This is a genomic window from Lewinellaceae bacterium (assembly GCA_020636135.1).
GTDB lineage: Bacteria > Bacteroidota > Bacteroidia > Chitinophagales > Saprospiraceae > JAGQXC01.
The window spans coordinates 557,790-577,404 of record JACJYK010000001.1; the positions used below are offsets into that span (position 1 = coordinate 557,790).

Annotated in this window: 13 protein-coding genes; 7 read left to right on the plus strand and 6 right to left on the minus strand. The window is 48.4% G+C overall.

Features of this window, described 5'->3' with window-relative positions; translation table 11 throughout:
- The first annotated feature begins 29 nt into the window (after nucleotides 1-29).
- From H6570_02085 to H6570_02095, 3 genes are all read left to right on the plus strand, one after another.
- The gene (locus tag H6570_02085; GenBank protein ID MCB9318042.1) at nucleotides 30-3,257 is read left to right on the plus strand and encodes a TonB-dependent receptor; all 3,228 of its coding nucleotides are present in this window, start codon (nucleotides 30-32) and stop codon (nucleotides 3,255-3,257) included.
- Between the two features lie 20 nt (nucleotides 3,258-3,277).
- The gene (locus H6570_02090) at nucleotides 3,278-5,056 is read left to right on the plus strand and encodes a RagB/SusD family nutrient uptake outer membrane protein (GenBank protein MCB9318043.1); all 1,779 of its coding nucleotides are present in this window, start codon (nucleotides 3,278-3,280) and stop codon (nucleotides 5,054-5,056) included.
- Nucleotides 5,057-5,245: 189 nt separating this feature from the next.
- Nucleotides 5,246-8,770, plus strand: a complete 3,525-nt coding sequence (locus H6570_02095) for a VCBS repeat-containing protein (GenBank protein MCB9318044.1) — start codon at nucleotides 5,246-5,248, stop codon at nucleotides 8,768-8,770.
- Nucleotides 8,771-8,875: 105 nt separating this feature from the next.
- Here the strand turns inward: H6570_02095 and H6570_02100 are convergent, their stop codons facing one another.
- Complete coding sequence (locus H6570_02100; protein ID MCB9318045.1) at nucleotides 8,876-9,598, minus strand: DUF2807 domain-containing protein; 723 nt, start codon at nucleotides 9,596-9,598, stop codon at nucleotides 8,876-8,878.
- A gap of 115 nt (nucleotides 9,599-9,713) precedes the next feature.
- On the opposite strand from H6570_02100, the gene H6570_02105 reads away from it, so the two are divergent.
- The 3 genes from H6570_02105 to sulP all read left to right on the plus strand — a co-directional run bounded on the left by H6570_02105 (nucleotide 9,714) and on the right by sulP (nucleotide 14,332).
- Nucleotides 9,714-11,570, plus strand: a complete 1,857-nt coding sequence (locus H6570_02105) for a sodium:proton antiporter (GenBank protein ID MCB9318046.1) — start codon at nucleotides 9,714-9,716, stop codon at nucleotides 11,568-11,570.
- 114 nt (nucleotides 11,571-11,684) lie between these two features.
- Nucleotides 11,685-12,656 (plus strand): aldo/keto reductase, encoded by a 972-nt coding sequence (locus tag H6570_02110; GenBank protein ID MCB9318047.1) that lies wholly within the window; start codon nucleotides 11,685-11,687, stop codon nucleotides 12,654-12,656.
- Nucleotides 12,657-12,673: 17 nt separating this feature from the next.
- Nucleotides 12,674-14,332, plus strand: coding sequence for a sulfate permease (gene sulP, locus H6570_02115; protein ID MCB9318048.1), 1,659 nt, complete (start codon nucleotides 12,674-12,676; stop codon nucleotides 14,330-14,332).
- An 11-nt stretch (nucleotides 14,333-14,343) separates the two neighbouring features.
- On the opposite strand, the gene H6570_02120 is transcribed toward sulP, so the two are convergent.
- The 5 genes from H6570_02120 to H6570_02140 all read right to left on the minus strand — a co-directional run bounded on the left by H6570_02120 (nucleotide 14,344) and on the right by H6570_02140 (nucleotide 18,771).
- Entirely contained in the window at nucleotides 14,344-15,648 is a 1,305-nt protein-coding gene (locus tag H6570_02120) for an NAD(P)-binding domain-containing protein (GenBank protein MCB9318049.1), read from the minus strand.
- Nucleotides 15,649-15,824: 176 nt separating this feature from the next.
- The gene (locus H6570_02125; GenBank protein ID MCB9318050.1) at nucleotides 15,825-16,598 is read right to left on the minus strand and encodes a hypothetical protein; all 774 of its coding nucleotides are present in this window, start codon (nucleotides 16,596-16,598) and stop codon (nucleotides 15,825-15,827) included.
- A gap of 107 nt (nucleotides 16,599-16,705) precedes the next feature.
- Entirely contained in the window at nucleotides 16,706-17,401 is a 696-nt protein-coding gene (locus tag H6570_02130) for a PspC domain-containing protein (GenBank protein ID MCB9318051.1), read from the minus strand.
- Nucleotides 17,398-17,739, minus strand: a complete 342-nt coding sequence (locus H6570_02135; protein ID MCB9318052.1) for a PadR family transcriptional regulator — start codon at nucleotides 17,737-17,739, stop codon at nucleotides 17,398-17,400. The genes H6570_02130 and H6570_02135 overlap by 4 nt, the downstream gene beginning before the upstream one ends.
- Before the next feature lie 333 nt (nucleotides 17,740-18,072).
- Nucleotides 18,073-18,771, minus strand: a complete 699-nt coding sequence (locus tag H6570_02140; GenBank protein MCB9318053.1) for a DUF2807 domain-containing protein — start codon at nucleotides 18,769-18,771, stop codon at nucleotides 18,073-18,075.
- A gap of 465 nt (nucleotides 18,772-19,236) precedes the next feature.
- On the opposite strand from H6570_02140, the gene H6570_02145 reads away from it, so the two are divergent.
- Nucleotides 19,237-19,590 carry a hypothetical protein gene (locus tag H6570_02145; GenBank protein ID MCB9318054.1) on the plus strand — a complete coding sequence of 118 codons (354 nt, stop codon included), beginning with the start codon at nucleotides 19,237-19,239 and terminating at the stop codon, nucleotides 19,588-19,590.
- The last annotated feature ends 25 nt before the right edge of the window (nucleotides 19,591-19,615 follow it).

Here is a 19,615-nt window from a genome sequence, read left to right on the forward strand (position 1 = left end):
GATTCATTAGCTGTATAAAAATTAGGTTTATGGAATGTACTTACTTGTTCAAAATGAGCAGGTTACTGGGCCGGTTTAAGCCCGGAGGCCTGATCATGATGTTGCTTTTCGCCTGGCAGGTGAGCTTCGCTCAGTCTGTCACGGTGACTGGAACCGTTACCGACGAGACCGGATTCGGTCTGCCGGGAGCTACAGTCTTAATTCAGGGAACATCCAATGGTACGGTCACAGAAGTGGACGGTACTTATTCCCTGAGTGTACAAAAAGGGCAAACTCTGCAATTTTCGTACACAGGTTATCAGACGCAGTCAGTAGTTGTTGGCGATAATACCGTCATCAACATCAGCATGGCTCCGGATGTAAGCCTGCTGGACGAAGTTGTTGTTACGGGTTATTCCTCGGAGAAAAAAGCGGACATCATCGGTTCAGTATCGGTGATCAGTACCGAAGACATGAAAACCACGCCTTCGGCCAACTTGACATCCCAGCTACAGGGACGTGCAGGTGGTGTCGTGGTGAGTGGTAGTGGTGAACCGGGTTCTTCGTCTAAAGTGCGTATCCGTGGATTTACTTCCTTCGGATCCAGTTCTCCGCTTTATGTTATCGACGGAGTTCCTACGGGAGACGCTTCCAAAGTTAACCCGCAGGACATCGAGTCCATCCAGGTGTTGAAAGATGCTACTTCAGCGTCAATCTATGGTGCTCGCGCCGCTCAGGGTGTAATCATCATCACCACCAAACAAGGACAAGCTGGTACACTCAGACTGACCTATGATGGTTATGTTGGTACCCAGCAATTCCCTTACAATCGCGCTCCGGACCTGTTGAATACTGCAGATTATGTTAAATACCTGCAGAAGAACAACGGTACGAGCTTCACCCACCCGGTATTCGGCAACCTGGCCAACCCGGTTATTCCTGATTACATCGTGGTCAGCAATGGCTTCAAAGGTGGTGTGAAAGCCGGTGACCCACGGGCCAATCCGGATCTGTACTCCATTGAGAATTACCGTGATATTTATCAGATTATGCCGTTGTCCGATGGTACCGACTGGTTCCGTGAAGCAACGCAGTCTGGATTTATGCAATCGCACCAGTTGACGGCTAGTGGAGGTTCTGACAAAGGAGTGTATTCTCTTGGTTTCAATTACTTTAATCAGGAAGGTACCTTGAAGTATTCCGGTTACAAGCGCTACGCTGTCCGGGCCAATACCTCATTCAATCCTAAAAAATACCTGCGCTTGGGTGAAAACATTCAGGTGCTGTACGAAGACTTTTCAGCAGGTGGTACTGGTAACCGTACGGAAGGCAGTGCTTTCGCACAGATGTTCCGGATGGTACCCTATATTCCTGTTTACGACATCAACGGTGGTTGGGGTGGTAACGGTGTTGGAGAATCCGGTAACGGTTCCAACCCGGTTGCTAACGTCTATCGTCAGAAAGACAACCTGAGCTACAACTACAAGATCTTTGGTAACGTATTTGCCGAAATCATGCCGATCAAGAATTTGACCCTGCGTACCTCCTATGGTATTGATTATGGAAATAACAACTATAAAAGCTATACCTGGCAGACCTACGAACGTTCTGAAAACGTCGGTCTGACTCAGTTGGGACAAGGTTCTACCTACAACTTGTTCTGGACCTGGACCAACACCGCAACCTATGAATTGCCTTTGGGCGATCACAACATCAAAGTATTGGCAGGTACCGAAGCCATCAAAGGCTTTGGAGACGGGATCACCGTATCTTCCAACACCTTCGACTTTGAAGACCCAGAATTCGTTACCCTGAATACCGATCAGGCTGTAAACGACGTTTCTTCACCATTGTTCCGTCAGACGCTTGCTTCCGTCTTTGGAAAGATCGACTATTCATACCAGGGCAAATACCTGTTGAATGCAACTGTACGCCGGGACGGTTCTTCCAAATTTGGTACCGATAACCGGTATGGTATCTTCCCCGCCTTCGGTGTGGGATGGCGTATTTCACAGGAAGGCTTCATGGATAATGTTTCCTTCATCGATGACCTGAAAATCCGCGGTGGCTGGGGACAGTTAGGTAGTGAGCGCGTGGTTGATGCCAATAACCAGTACTCCATCTTCTTCTTCAACGTGGGTGCAACCAACTACGACATCAACCGTCAGCAGACAGGTACCGCACAAGGTTACGCTGCTAAACGTTCAGGTAGTGCTGCAACCAAGTGGGAAACTTCAGAGACAACCAACATTGGATTTGACGCTTCCTTGTTCAACTACAAAGTTGATGTTTCTTTCAACTGGTTCAACAACGATACGAAAGACCTTTTGGTACAACGTGTACGGAATGGTTTGGAACCGTTGGTTATCCAGCCTTTCATCAACATTGGTAAGATGCGTAACCGTGGATTTGACTTCAATGCAACCTATCATGGCGGTGCAAAGAGTGAATTCAAATGGGATGCTACGCTGACCTTTACACATTACAAGAATACGGTTCTCGACATTGACGGTAATCCGGAGACTTTCTTCTCTTCAGGCACCTCTCGCTTTGGTAACGCCTTCAGAACACAGGCAGGTCACCCGATCTCTTCCTTCGTAGGATTCCAGATCGATGGTTTCTTTGAAACACAGGCCGACCTCGAAGCATTGGATCAGCCAAACGCAGTGATTGGTTCTTGGAGATTTAAAGATCAGAATGGAGACGGTGTCATCAATGACGACGACCGTACCTTCATTGGTAGCCCTCACCCGGACTTTGTTGCCGGTTTGAACCTGGGTGCTCATTACCGTAACTGGGACTTGAACTCCTTCTTCGTATGGAACTATGGCAACGAGCTGTATAACTACACCAAAAACTTCTATGAAATGCGTTATTTCGTAGGTGGTGTTGGTCGTAGAGTGTTGGAAGATGGCTGGGAACCTGGTAAATCGGATGCAGCCCTGCCTAAATTGGCTCCCGGTACCGAATCTGGTTATACCGAATTGATCCGGAACTCTTCAATGGATTACTACGTAGAAAGCGGTTCCTACTTCCGGGCTAAAACTGTTCAGTTGGGCTATACCTTGCCTCAGAACATCATGGACCGCCTGCAATTGGGCAGCATCCGTCTGTATGTTCAGGCTCAGAACCTGTTTACTATCACTCCTTACTCAGGAGTTGAACCAGACATTACGATTAACGGTACGGACACCTCGAACGACTTGCGGATGGGATACGATGAAACAAGTTATCCGCAGAGTAAGCAATTCCTGTTTGGCTTGAACGTAACCTTCTAATCTTAAAACCATAAAGACATATGAAAATCAATAAATATCTGTTATACACGCTGTTGCTGGGAGGTACGATGCTAGTCCCCTCCTGTAGTGATAGCTTTCTGGACCAGCCGCCCCAGGGGTCTTATTCTGCGGCTTCGCTGGCAAACTTGAAAGGCATCGAAGGCCTTTTGCTGGGAGCCTACTCCAACCTGGACGGTTCCTGGTTTGAAGACTGGGGTAACAACCACTTCAACCAGCACGGTGGTGCATCCAACTGGGTACTGGGAAGTATCCGTGGTGCAGATGCCTACAAAGGGACAGAACCTTCTGACGGTGTTGACATCAACCCGATCGAACGCCACGAAGTAACCCCTGCTAACGGGATCATCCGGGAGAAATGGGTAGGCAGTTACGACGGTATTGGCCGGGTCAATGAAACCATGCGGGTATTGGCTGAAGCAACAGATCTTGCTGATGCTGACCGGGCACGCATCTCGGGAGAATGCCGCTTCCTGCGTGGCCATTACCACTTTGAGGCTGTCAAGGTATTTGGAAATGCACCTTATGTGGATGAAACCGTTACTGATTTTCCTGCCGTGAAAAATGATCACATGATCTGGTCGGAAATTGAAGATGATTTCAAATATGCATACGATAACCTGCCAGGCACACAGACTGCACCGGGCCGCGCCAATAAATGGGCTGCTGCTTCCTATCTGGCAAAAGTGTACATGTATCAGGGTAAATGGTCTGATGCCAAAGCATTGTATGATCAGATCATCGCCAATGGTACCACTGCAGCCGGTGCTAAATATGCATTGAACGCGAATTACTACGATAACTTTGCTTCAGAAAAGGAAAACGGCAACACCGAGTCCATCTTCGCTTTCGAAGCATCTGCTTACGATGGTTCCATCGCCAACGGTAACTACGAAAACACGCTGAACGTACCACACGGTAGCGCTGCAAGAACCTCTTGCTGCGGATTCTTCCAGCCTTCTCAGTTCCTGGTGAACTCCTTCAAGACGGTTAATGGTCTGCCAATGTTGGATAACTTCAACGATGTTGATGTTAAATCTGACGAAGGTCTTTCTTCTGACGATCCGTTTACTCCGGATGCGGGTGAATTTGATCCCCGGTTGGATCACACCGTAGGTCGTCGCGGTATCCAGTACCTCGATTGGGGACCGCACCCTGGTACATTATGGATCCGCCAGGTACAGAACGGTGGACCATACTCTCCGAAGAAGAATGTCCCTTCCTATGCAGAATTTGACAACGGTCTTGGAGGCGTTATTGACTGGGGATTTGTATCCACATCTCAGAATGTGCAGATCATCCGGTATGGGGACGTCCTCCTTCTTGCTGCAGAAGCAGAAGCTGAATTGGGCAACACAGCAAAAGCACTGGAATACGTCAATATAGTTCGTAACCGTGCAGCTAGTCCGGAAAGTGTTGTGAAATTTGCAGACGGTACCCCTTGTGCCAACTACAATGTTCAACCTTACGCTTCTTTCGGAAGCCAGGCAGAAGCCATCAAAGCCGTACGCTTTGAGCGCATGCTGGAGTTGGGTATGGAAGGTCAGCGTTTCTTTGACCTGACCCGTTGGGATAATTTGTCGAAAGCCGGTAAAACGGCCGTATCTTTCGATGTTGTAGCTTACCTGAATGCTTATCTGTCACACGAGCAGATCAAGCGTATTCACCTCGCGGGAGCAGTCTTCACCGAGAAATACAAATTAATTCCGATTCCGGAATCCGTCATCACTCAGAGCACGGTAAACGGAGTACGTAATATCGAGCAAAACCCTGGTTTCTAACCATATACGTTTAAATCGAATGAAGGAGACTACTGCAAACAGTGGTCTCCTTTGTTTTTTAGTCAATGAGTTAAATCATATTTCACGGATTTGGCAGTACTGGGAATTTTAGACACTTTGCACAACGTTTTCCTGGAAACAACGAAAGAAGTTGTTACCTCCTAATGAACACTTTTAAACGGATAGTCTATGTACCGTTACACATTATTTGTTACCCTCCTCATCCTAATGTTATTTGCATGCACCCAATCACCGGATCATTTGTTTCGTGAGATTCCCCCTTCCCGATCCGGGGTTAAATTCGTTAATAAGGTAGAGGAGACCGATGAACTGAACATCCTCAAACTGGAATACTTCTATAATGGAGGTGGTGTGGCAGTTGGAGATTTTAACCGGGATGGCTTGCCGGATCTGTATTTCACAGCCAATCTCGCCGACAACCACCTGTACCTCAATCAGGGCAACTTAAAATTTAAAGATGTGACTGCAGAGGCCGGTGTAGCAGGTGAGCAGCGCTGGAAATCCGGAGTCGCTGTGGTAGACATCAACGGGGATGGTTGGCTGGATATTTACGTTTGTGCGACCATAGCCGGGGATACCCTTTACCGCCGGAATCTGTTTTTCATCAATCAGGGGCTGGATGAAAAAGGAATACCCACCTTCATCGATAAAGCAGCGGAAATGGGCGTGGACAATCCCAGCTATTCATCCAATGCACTTTTCCTGGATTATGACCGGGACGGAGACCTGGACCTCTACATCCTGACCAATGCAAAACAACACAATATACCCGTTGTGTACCGGGAGAAGGTGAACGATGGCACCGCCGATAATACGGACATCCTGATGCGCAACAATGGTGACGGAACCTTTACCGACGTTTCCAAAGAAGCCGGTATCCGCTTCGAAGGATTTGGACTGGGTGTTGCCACCTGCGATATCAATAAAGATGGCTGGCCCGATATCTATGTCGGCAATGACTACCTGTCGAATGACATACTCTATCTCAACAAAGGCGGGAAATTTGAAAATGTCATCGATCAGATGATCAAACATCAGTCCCGCTTTTCCATGGGCAACGACATCGCGGACATCAACAATGATGGCGAAGTTGACATCATCACCCTGGATATGCTGCCTGAAGACAACCTCCGCAAAAAAACGGTAATGGGTGGCAATGGCTATATCAACTACATCAACGACCGTCGCTATGGTTATACCCACCAGTACACACGCAACATGCTGCAGATCAATAATGGCGATGGGACTTTCAGCGAGATCGGCATGCTTGCCGGTGTCTACCAGACGGAATGGAGCTGGTCACCCTTGTTTGTGGACCTGGATAACGACGGTTATCGGGATCTGCTCATTACCAACGGCTTCCCCAAAGATGTTACCGATAAGGATTTTGTCAACTTCCGGCAAAACTTCGGATCATACACCGATCAGAAAACATTGCTCAGTGAAGTGCCATCTGTAAAGGTGAAAAATTACATCTACCGGAACGATGGGGATCTGACCTTCACCAATGTCAGTGAAGCCTGGGGTATCGATAACGTTTCATTCTCCAATGGAGCCGCCTTTGTGGATCTGGATGACGACGGTGACCTTGACTATGTGGTAAACAACATCAATGATCCCGCATCCATCTACGAAAACACCTTGTATAATGGCAAAAAGGATCTGGATACGCTCAATCATTACCTTGAGATCCAGTTGAAGGGGAACGTTAAGAATACCCTGGCACTGGGTACCAAATTGTGGATTAAATACGGCACCGGCCAATTGCAATACCACGACCATTCCATCTACCGGGGCTACATTTCGTCCGTCGACCCGATTGTTCATTTTGGCCTGGGTCGCGTCAATTCCGTTGACTCTCTGCTGGTGCAGTGGCCGGATGGCAAAGCGCAGCTTATGCTGGATGTGCCGGTGAATCAGCGACTGGAACTGGATCAGGATCAGGGACAGGATCTATCCATGGTTGCCTTACACCCACCCACGCATGTGCCCCATTTATTTACCAGGATCAACGGTGATTTGAATATTAACTACCAACAGCCGATGTATGATTTTATTGATTACAACATCCAGCGCAACATACCTCATAAATTTACAGAGAACAGTCCGGGGCTGGCCATCGGCGATGTAAATGGTGATGGCCGGGAAGACTTCATTATGGGAAATTACAAGAATCAGGATATTGTACTCTTTAAGCAAGGCGTAAATGGCACCTTTGCCGAGCAGGTACTGATTGCCGGCAAGGAAAAGCCGGAAGTGGATGAAGGTCTTTTACTGCTTGATGTCGACGGAGACCGCGATCTCGACCTTTATGTGGTAAGTGGAGGATTTGCGGATTCGGTTGGGCATGATCATTATCGTGATCGGTTGTATTTCAACGATGGTAAAGGCACATTCACGGAAAGGAAAGATGCGCTGCCTGCTCTGGCTTCCAATGGGATCGTTGTCCGGGCAGCAGACATGGATGGTGATGGCGATCTCGATCTTTTTGTTGGTGCGCGCGTATTACCAGGTAGCTACCCCATGTCTGACCGTTCCTATTTGCTGGAAAATGATCATGGTGTCTATACCGATGCGACTGAAAAATGGGCTCCTGAAATTGCTCAGGTCGGAATGGTTACCGACGCCATCTGGTCTGATTACAACGGAGATCACATTCCGGACCTGATGGTGGTAGGAGAGTTTATGCCCGTCCAGATATTCCGAAACAACGGACAAAAATTAGAGAAGGTGAACGGTACCGGCCTTGAATCGTACAGTGGCTGGTGGAACAGCATCGTCAGTGGTGATTTCGACCGTGATGGTGATATGGATTATGCGGTGGGCAACCTGGGTGATAACAATACCTATCATGTCTCAGCGGATCACCCGTTGAAGGCTTTTGCCCTCGATATTGATAACAACAACAGTCAGGATGTCATTCTGGCTTGTTATCTGAAAATGCCTGACGGTCATTATGATCTTTGTCCGGTCAACCAATGGGAAGAGTTGTTCTCCCAGAGCCCCGTATTCCGCAAACGGTTTTCATACCACCGGGAATTTGGGATGGCTACCATTGACTCGATACTGACCCCGGATGAGCGTGCCCGCGCCGTTGAGCGGGAGACCAATTATGTCCTTTCCTCGATCCTGATCAACCAGGGCGACGGCACCTTTAAGGTGGAGGCTATGCCCCTGTTGGCACAGGTAGCGCCCGTAAATGGCATGGTCGTTTACGATGTGAATGAAGACGCGATACCGGATCTCGTCCTGGTAGGAAATGACTATGCCAATGAAGTCTTTTCGGGTACTATGGATGCCATGAGTGGATTAGTCCTGCTGGGCAGAGGAGATGGTCATTTTGATGCCGTCGTTGGCGATTGTGGTTTCCGTGTCCCGGGAGACGCCAAAGCACTGGGCCTCCTGTCGACCAATACCGAAGATGTTTTTATCGCCACCCAAAATAAAGACAGCGTATTGGTATTTGCCACGTCCCGTAAGCCGGAGACTGTAAAGATTTTTTCTCCGGCGGCTGATGATGTATCTGCTTTGATCACTTACAGTGATGGAGCCGCGCAGCGGGTAGAATTCAGCTATGGCGCCGGATATCTGTCTCAGTCCAGCCGTCGACTGCGAATCACCCCGACGATGCGAAAGATTGAAATAACCAATCGCAAAGGCGAAACCAGGCAGGTTTTTGGTGATAGTCAATAACCAGTCCCCACAATGAAAATGCCCGTGAGTGTTTACGAACCCACGGGCATTTTCTTTAGTTAATCGGATGATTATTCCAGAAGTCGGGGAGGTATGAATGAATCCCTAAGACTTACTGCGTACTTTACCACTTCCGGTGATGGCAGAATGAATGGAAGGAGATCCTTCATACAATACACTGCCGCTTCCGGTTACACTCACTTTAAGATCGTCCTTTACATCAACTTCACAATTGCCGGAACCGGCAATGCCTACGGTGCAATGGTCAGTATTGAAGTCCAGTGCACGTACCGATCCACTACCACTGATGCTGATGTCGGTCGAACCTGCATGTCCGTTTAGCCGGATATTTCCGGATCCGGAAATGCTCATTTTGGCTTTGGAGGCCTGTAGATCCAGGTTGATGTCTCCGGAACCTGCTACGGACAAGGTGATGTCAGTGGTTTCGATTCCTTTTTCACTGATGATCGAGCCACTTCCGGCCACGGCAAGCTTGTCAATTTCCTTTAAAGTGATGTAAATGTCGACGGGTTCATGTCGCCGTACATTTTTATCAAACCGAATGTTCCAGGTTCCGCCTGAAACGTCGGTTTCAATATTATCGATGATGTTTTGTTGTCCTTTGATACGTATTTGCTGGCTATTGCCCTGCATAAGGTGGACGGTAGCCGAGATGGATAATCCCAGGGCATCTATTTCAGACAAGTTGAGGCTCTTTTCAACGACTGGCCCTTTCCCGCTGATTTGGCCCCTCCATCCTTGAGCTTGGGTGGAGATGAAACCCAAAAGAAGAATACTTAATAAGTGGATACGGTAAATCAATTTCATAGCAATGGTTTTGCTATAGGACGTGATAGCCTGACAAAAGGTTGCATCCGAATGAAGAAAAGGATCAATTTATTAAGTTCTACCCTGATTAGGCAGTTAGGTTTATCTTTAGACCATGCTTGAACTCGCTGCAATTGTAATACTGGGAATTCTGGCCCAATGGTTCGCCTGGCGCTTCAGAGTGCCGGCCATTCTTCCACTGATCATTACCGGATTGATTGTTGGTCCCGTTTCCACCCTATGGACCGCTACCGGCTCCAAGTGGATCGAGCCAATCTATAACGGGGATACCGGACTCTTTCCCGGAGAATCGCTTTTCTATTTCGTATCCCTGGCCATTGGGATCATCCTTTTTGAAGGTGGGATGACGCTCAAGCGCAAAGAGATCAAAGGCGTCGGATCGGCACTGATGCGGCTGATCATCATCGGTGCGATCGTCACATTTGTCGGTGGGGGCGTAGCAGCACATTTTCTGGTAGGTCTGAGCTGGAAAATTTCATTTCTTTTTGCCGGACTGATCATTGTGACAGGGCCCACGGTCATCGCACCCATCCTGCGCAACATACCACTCACCAGAAATGTAGCTACCGTACTCAAGTGGGAGGGTATCCTGATTGATCCCCTGGGTGCACTGGTGGCGGTGCTGGTGTTTGAGTTCATCGCATCGGGTGGAGAAGAGTTTACCCAGCATGCGCTGTTACAGTTTGGCAAGATCATCACGATTGGCGTTCTGATCGGGTTGGTAGCAGCTTATTTTCTCTATTACATCATACGGCACCAGTGGTTGCCCCGGTATTTGTTGAATGTATTCACCCTTGCCCTGGTACTGCTCGTTTTCGTGCTCAGTGATAAGCTGGCCTCTGAATCCGGCCTGCTTTCCGTCGTCGTCATGGGGATGGTCCTGGGCAATCTCGAGGTGCCTAATTTCAAGCAGATCCTGGATTTCAAGGAGTCACTGTCAATACTCCTCATATCGGTCCTGTTCATATTGCTGGCAGCCAATATTAATCTAGCGGACCTTTATTTGTTAGCAAATATTAACTGCCTGATGCTATTCCTGGTCGTCGTTCTGGTTCTGAGGCCCGTAGGTGTGTTCCTCAGTACACGGGGTAGTGAATTAAATTTTAGGGAGAAGGTTTTCATCTCCTGGGTGGGCCCCCGGGGCATCGTGGCCGCAGGAATAGCATCCTTGTTCGGCCTTCGTCTGTCTCTGGATGGGGTAGCCGAGGCACACTGGATCACCCCACTCGTGTTCATGATTGTCCTGGGAACAGTATTGGTCAATGCAACGACCGCCCGCTGGCTGGCGAAAGTCCTGAATGTCATCCAGGCCGCCTCCGATGGTATTCTGATGATCGGCTCTAACCTGGCTTCCCGGTTTCTAGCCCAATATTTAAATGAGCGCCAACGGCATGTCATTCTTGTGGATAACAACGCCGTCAGTATTCAGGAGGCCAGAAAATCAGGATTGGAGGCCGTTCAGGCCAACATATTTACCGAGGATCTTAACGACCACTTTGAGATGCTGGATATGGGATACCTGATGGCGATGACCTCCAACAGTCAACTGAATAAATTTGCCATCCAGTCCATGGCCTCCAGCTTTGGGGAAAATGGGACATTTCAGCTCCCGCCATCCCAGGAGGTAAGGGAAGGGAAATGCGATCCTACCTCCCTGTTTGCCCCCTACGCGGATTTTGTTAGCCTGACAGAAGTGGTCCGTGATTATCCGGAATATCACGAGATTCCGGTCAGTGGAATTGATGGTACATTGGCTTTGACAAAAGCCATGCAGCCAGGCCTGCAGATACCTGTATTTTATCGGGATAAAATGAATAACCTGCGCATCTTTCCGGCTTCCGTGGATACACTGAGGCAGATGCCTGAACCTGTAAAACTGATCTACGTCGGAAAGAAATTAGAAGTACAGGCCCAGGAAACCAAACCAACGGTCGAAATCACACGGGATTGAGTTCCCGGCTTCAATTTTTTGGAATGAAAGTATAAATTGCTGCTTTCTGATCTTCGATCAGGTTTAGCAACATGCTATCTTTGCGACGGTTATAAAACGATATAAGGAGGAGCCATGAAATACAGGAGGTTTGGTCGTTCAGACTGGAAAGTAAGTGAAGTCGGATATGGTATGTGGGGTTTGGCCGGATGGACCAATACCGATAAGATGGAAGTGGGTAAGGCATTGGACCGGGCCGTAGAACTTGGCTGTAACTTCTTTGATACAGCCTGGGCTTATGGCGACGGGGTAAGTGAAAATATCCTGCGGGATTTGGTAAGACGTCATCCGGACAAATCTCTTTATGCAGCCACTAAAGTACCGCCGAAAGACCGGCACTGGCCACCAGTCAAGGGCTGTTCAATCCAGCAGGTATTTCCTGCAGATTACATTCGCGACTACACCGAAAAGAGTTTGAAGAATCTTGGCTTGGAAACCATCGATCTTCTTCAGTTACATGTATGGGAAGATGCCTGGACCGATAACGACGACTGGAAAGAAGTTGTTGATGAGCTTAAGGAACAGGGCAAGATCAGGGCATTTGGGTTAAGCCTGAACCGTTGGGAACCGGAAAATGGCATGCAGGCGATCCGCACCGGACTGATCGATGCCGTTCAGGTCATTTACAACATTTTTGATCAGAATCCGGAAGATGAGTTGTTCCCCTTGTGCCGGCAGGAGGATGTTGGTGTTATAGCGCGGGTCCCGTTTGATGAAGGTGGACTAATCGGCCACCTGACCAAAGAAACCCGGTTCCCGGACAATGACTGGAGAGCAGGCTATTTTTGCGAGGAGAACCTGATCCCGACGGTAGAGCGGGCTGACGCGTTGAAACCGCTCGTGCCGGCGGACAGTAATCTTCCCGAAATGAGCATGCGGTTCATTTTAAGCAACCCGGATGTGTCTACGATCATACCTGGGATGCGCCAGGTCAAACATGTAGACGCCAATATGCACACATCTGACCTGGGACCCTTGCCGAAACAACAGCTGGAAGCGTTGCGCCCACATCGCTGGGAACGCAGACCTACTGCCTGGTCAATGTGATCTCATAAATTGAATGTATGAAGTGGCCACAGGAATTTACGCCCAAAATTGCTATCCTCAAATCGGAAGGTTATAGTCGCAGTCAGTTTACCCAGGACGTCCTTTCGGGGTTGATCGTTGGTGTGGTGGCGTTGCCACTGGCCATCGCCTTTGCGATTGCGTCTGGTGTGTCTCCGGAAAAAGGCCTGATTACCGCCGTAGTCGCCGGATTTTTGATCTCCCTGCTGGGTGGAAGCCGGGTGCAGATCGGGGGGCCAACCGGAGCATTCATCGTCATTGTATATGGCATCGTGGGCGAATATGGCTTGAGTGGCTTGATCACCGCGACCTTGATGGCCGGGTTCATTTTGATTGGTATGGGACTGATCCGCCTGGGACAATTGCTTAAGTATTTTCCATACCCGTTGATTGTTGGCTTTACTTCCGGTATAGCCCTGATCATTTTCAGCTCTCAGGTTAATGACGCACTGGGTCTGCAGCTGACCGGCGTGCCTGCGGATTTTATCGGGAAATGGCAGATGTATTTCCAGCACTTCACCCACCTCAACGGGTATGCGTTGGCGATCACCTTAGTAACCGTATTGATCTCCTATAATTTCGGAAAGATCAGCAAACGGATTCCCGGGTCCCTGGTAGCCATCATATTGATGACCGTAATTACCGCCTTTTGGAAACTGCCCGTAGAGACTTTGGCTGACCGGTTTGGGACTATTCCCAACGGTATCGGGATGCCTCAGTGGCCGGTGTTAAACTGGGATGTGATCAGGCATCTGATCCAACCCGCTTTCGCCATTGCTTTGCTGGGTGCGATCGAATCCTTGTTATCGGCTGTCGTTGCGGACGGGATGATAGGCGCCCGCCATCGTTCCAATATGGAGCTGGTGGCGCAGGGTGTCGCTAACATCGGTTCAGCCCTGTTTGGAGGCATTCCGGCTACCGGTGCGATAGCCCGGACAGTGACCAACATCAAGAATGGAGGAAGGACCCCTGTCGCCGGTATAATCCATGCGGTGGTACTCTTCCTGATCATGTTGTTCCTGGGGCCTCTGGCCAAGCAGATCCCATTTGCATGTCTTGCCGGAGTATTGATCGTCATCGCCTACCACATGGGTGAGTGGCGCCAGTTTTTCAGCCTGTTGCGATCGCACCGGATGGACGTGGTCGTTTTATTGACAACCTTTCTATTGACGGTATTCTTTGATCTGATCATAGCGATTGAGATAGGGATGGTATTGTCCAGCTTCCTGTTTATGAAGCGCATGGCGGATGCCACCAGGATGTCGGTGGTTACGGATGAAGGAGGGGAGACGTTGTTTGACAAGGAATTGCCGGATCTGCCCCGTGGAGTGCTGTTGTATGAGATTGATGGTCCATTGTTTTTTGGGGCTGCTCAACAGTTCCAGGATACCCTGCAGAATGTTTCCGAGAAGCCGCAGACCATCATCTTCCGGATGCGAAAAGTACCCTATATGGATGCGACAGGCGTATACCGGCTTCGGCAGCTGATCGAATATTTTCAGAAACGGAAAGTTCAGGTACTTCTTTCCGGTGTCAACCCTGCAGTGCTGGAAACGATGGAGAAAGCGGATATTTTTGATGCATTAAGCAAAGATCATGTATTCCCGAACATCTATGCGGCTCTGGACTACATCAAATTGCATGGAATACATTCCTGATTTTCAGTATTCTAAGACTCAGCATTCAGGCGCCGGAACGCTTTCTCCAACACTTTTGCATACAAGTGACTTTGGGTATAATAAGCATGCCTGGCTGTAGCCAGATGCTTGATGCCACCTGACAGATCCGGACGATCATTTTTACATTGGTTACGAAACTTCTGCCAGCGATCCGGATCATGGGTGCGTTGTGTAAGATAAGCTCCGATGAGCTCGGCCTGAAGACTTATCAAAGGAAACGCGGCTCCGTCGGCTTCAACGAATCCGGCAAAGATCAAATTTTCGTATTGCCGGGAGAAGATGTTGAGGTACAGGTCGGGATGGTCAGGATCCCAGGGAAATATTTCCTGGCGAAGGAATGGAAATACCTGCTCATAACCTGTTGCATAGATGATCAGGTCTGGTTCAATTGTTTCACCGTTCACAAAATGCACCCGGGATCCACCAAGAGCCCTGATGTCCGGCAGATATTGAAGATCGCCATGGGACAGATAGTGGAGGATCCGCGTATTCATGATCGGATGACTGGCAAACAGGGGGTGATCCGGTTTCGGCAACCCATATCGCCGCAGATCACCGATCAGGATTTTATTCAGCAGGAAACTGAACACAGGCCTTTCCAGCCACAGGGGAAGATGTGGTCCCTGATTGGCAAACACATCGGAAGGCATCCCGAAGACGTGTTTTGGGATGAAATGATAACCCCGGCGCATGGAGATCCAGGACTGGCTGGCAGCCACAGCTGCATCACAGGCAATATCACAGGCTGAATTGCCACCACCCACCACCAGTACCCGTTTTCCGGACAGTTGGTCAGGGTTTTGATAATCTTTCGAATGAATAACGGTTCCGGTAAAAGTTCCGGGATAATCCGGCCAATTGGGGTACCAGTTGCGGCCATTGGCTACAATCACACCCCGGTATTGCCGATGTTCTCCGTTAGCAAATGCGACATTCCAGCCACCATCCGGTTCTGGTGCCAGATCGGTTACTTCTGTATTGAACCGGATGGAATGCTCCAGCCCGTGTGCAGAGCTGAATAGGCGGATGTATGCCAGGATCTGCTGGTGAGAAGGATAATCGGGGTAATCACCGGGCATTGGAAAATCCCTGAAAGTGGACATGGTTTTGGAAGAAATGAAGTGGGTGGTCGAATAAATGGGTGTGTCCTGTCGTGTACGGTCCCAGATGCCTCCGGTATGGCTGGCTTTTTCGACCAGGTCAAAGGAGATATTTCGCTTTTTTAATACCTGCGCACTGGCTAATCCGGAAGGGCCCGCTCCAATGATCAGCCAGGTTGATTGATTACCTGTCATACGATTAAGGTATTCATTTGGCTGCAATTTCCGTGAGAAATATGGAGTAGCTGAAAAAATTAAAGCCGTTGAATCTGGATCGATTCAACGGCTTGTTCACGAACAGTAACCAATTCAATAGGCACAAAGTGTTTAGCGGGAAAGCTATAAGTCAGTCTGGGTTTAGTAAGCATAATTTATTGGGGCGCTTCCGCCTCTTTAGGACACGTCACGCAGATGAACCCGTCCGAAGTCATCTGATAAATGGATCCGGCATCCGGATGCTGGTACTTGCCTTCTTTGCCGGGTAGCCAGATCCGCCAGGTATTGTTATCAAATGTTATAAATTTTCCGAGAGGTACATTAACCTGCAGATTGATCTTCTGGTCCCTCCATTTATTGCCGGCGGGAATGGAGAAGATGGATTGATAGGCGAATTTATTGCCACTGATCTGAGATACATACTGTACATGATCCAGGAATGATTTTGCTTCTTCCTGCGTTTTGCCCCGGCCTTCCCTGCTCTCGACTATTTCGAAGTTTTCATTGTCTGAGGAGGTGAAGTTAAGGTAAACATCATCGCTGATCAGATAGTCATCACCCAGTTTCAGATCACCGAAATTGATCAGTGATTCCTGCATCGGGTTGTATAAATGCTCGATGTGCAGGGTGTCAACATTCAGAGATGCCTTGACGTCGGACTCCAGGGTTTTACTGTTGAAATGGCTCAGCATCAGGCTGCCCAGTGCAAATAAACTGGCGACATTAAGGGAGAAGAAGATCCACATTCCAGTGCGGATGCGGGGATTCAGACGGTGCCGGTTGATCAACCGTACAAAAAACAAGATCATGAATCCCAGTGGGATCGCGAAGATGAAGTAGATATTCATTAACATCAAAGAACTGAGTCCGGAATTACCCGGAAAGAAATAACCTGCAAATGGCAGGGAATAGAAGAAGCCAAACAACATGGCTATCCACGAAATGGCAAGGAAAATGATGAGGACTACCGCAATAATGGTGATGATGGGCCGGGCTATTTTACCGATGACTTCGATAACCCAGCTTACCGTCCTGCCTAGTACATAAAACCCTTTCTTAATGGTACCGGCGATTCCGTCCTCGTTCGCGCCTGGATTTTTTTTTTGCTGGTAAATTGATGACCAATTTCTACCAGCGTATCGGAAAGGGAGTTGAGTTCTTCTTCCACCGTCTTGGCTATATTGGATACGTTGATGGGCTCTCCCCGCATAGCCAGCCGGTCTGCTGCAGTTTTGGCTTCCGGCATAATAGCCCATAGGATGAGGTACAGGGGTAATCCCAGTCCACCGGAAATGAAGGCCAGTGCAAAAGCGATCCGGATCCAGATCGCGTCCTGAATTCCGAAATAAGCTGCCAATCCGGAACACACTCCCTTGATCACTTTATCTTCCGTGTTGCGGAACAACCGTCTGCCGGTACGGTAGGTGTTTTCTGCCTGCTGGCTTTCTGCGGAATTTCCGAAGGCATCTTCGTCACCACTAAAGTCTTCCGGGCTACCCAGGATCTTAATCGACTCCTTGATATCCGGCAACGTCACGATCTGACGGGCTACCAGGCGTTCCTGGAGCAATTCAGCCATCCTGTTTTCGATATCTGCGATGATCTCCTCACAACCTTCCGAGTGCTGGAAATGCCGGTTCAGAGCCGCCAGATAAGTGCGCAGGTGATCGTAAGCATCTTCGTCGATAACGAAGGGATAACCGCCAAGGTTAATGTTATAGACTTTGTTCATGATGTGTGGTTGTTTTCTATTGAATGATTAACTGCTTGTACAAGATGATTCCAGGAGGTCCTGAGGTCCTCCAGTACTTCGGTGCCATCACCTGTGATGGAGAAGTATTTTCGCGGTGGGCCGCTGTTGGATTCTTTCCAGCTATAGGTAAGCAAACCGGCATTTTTCAACCGGGTCAGCAAGGGGTATAAGGTTCCTTCCACTACGATCAGCTCCGCATCTTTCATGCGTGAGATGATATCTGACGGATAGACCTCCCCTTCATTCTTAATGATCGAAAGGATGCACAGTTCCAGTACGCCTTTCTTCATTTGTGCTTTGGTGTTATCCAGTTTCATGCTCCAAACATAATACGAAATCAGGTACTATGCAAAACAAAGTACCTGAATTTTACCTAGTACTATATTAATAGCTTGATTTTATCGACGAACGTACATTGCAGCATCCCGGAATCTACGCCGGACATTGTTGGAAGGTTCGTGGAATTATTGCCGCATTATTTTTGAGATTTCCTGGATAAATGGCTTTATATAAGCATGATACACATAGGTGATAATTTACAGGTGTTAGCAACCCAGCCCCTGGTTCCACTTTTGGAATGGGGATCATAAAAAAGCACCAGACTGCATGAGCCGACTGGTGCTGGAGGGGGTGTTCTTCAATCGGTCAGATCAGTTCATGTCATACAGGTCACCGGTTCCGGTGATGTCGTAATAGACGTAGGGGAATCCCTGATAATAAATGTTGCCGCTGCCACGGATCACTGCATCAAGTTGATGGTAGGCATAGATCTCGGCATTTCCGGATCCATGGATACCTACCGTACTTTGATCTGTACTTAACAGGTAACCATGGTAATTTCCGGAACCATAAAGGACAGCTCTTTGCCGGTCAGCATAACCTTCCAGGTAGACATCGCCGCTAGCATCAATTTCCAGCCGGAGCTCTCTTATGTCCAGCCCAAGATCGATATCCCCGCTACCCTGTACATCCACACGCAGGATATTCCTTCCCTTGATGGTGTTTTCACTGATGATGTCACCGCTGCTGGCGACACCCAAATATTCAACTGCCGGCAGGGTTACGTAGATCCGTGTACGGCCTCCGCCACCCCAGCCATGCTGATCGATGATCAGATCGCCTCCCTGCAGGTAAAAATTGTAATGGCCGACGGATTCTTCCGGTCCTTCTATGACCACCTCAAAATAGTCAGCCTGCGTCAGATAGACGTCGGCTGAGCCCTGTAATTTAACCCCGGTAAAACCGCTCACCGGAATTGTGGAAGTGATCACCGGCCCAAAATCACGTTCGCACCGGCTGAAAGCCACCAGGGTAGTTATTGCCAGTATCCATGTCCATGTCCTTTTCATAATACGGAGGTTTAGTTTCTAATGAATAGACGTACAGATGGCTGTTAAGGGTTACTTACCGTGGATGTTATCGTCGTGTTAATTAACCGGTGAGGGGATGACCTGAGCGATTCAGTTAGTATCTTTTAGCGGGTACTTTGAAGCATGTCTTAGCGGGTACTTTGAAGCATGTCGGGATCATGTGACGTGGATGACAGTTCACCCGGATAGCAGTTGGAATGCCGGACTTTTTTCTAATAAAATGTCATTCAATTACTTATATCCATCAATTTTCATGAACTAAATCCGGATTGCAGCCGTTACCAATTATGTATGCTTATTTGCAGCACGATATTTTAAGGATTTTGTCGCAGGATTTCTCCTAATTTTTTCCTTAGCAATCGCAACGATTAATTATCAAAGCTGGCTGCAGGCGGATAGCATACCCATCAAAATATATTGTTTTTACACTTTCAATTGTTCCTTATGGAAAATGACAATTATTTGCAGAAAGCAGTCTCCTGGGCAGAACGCAAAGGATTTACCAAAATAAGATCCATTCTGGATGACTATGAAAGCCCCAAATCATTTACCCGTTCAGGAGGCGAAGATGTGGTTCAGCCGGATGTTACAGGTGTGCAGATGGGAACAAAACACTACATCGAACTGGGTTTAAAAACCGATAAGCCGAATAAATTAATATCCAAGTGGAAGCTGCTGGAGCTGCTGTGTCAGCGCAACGAGGGAAAGTTTTATGTGCTGATACCGTATGGCCATAAGGCCTTCGTAGATCGTATCCTCAGGGATAATAACATCCACGCCGTAACGGTTTCCATTTGAGCCATTTTATCAGATTCTTTAAAAC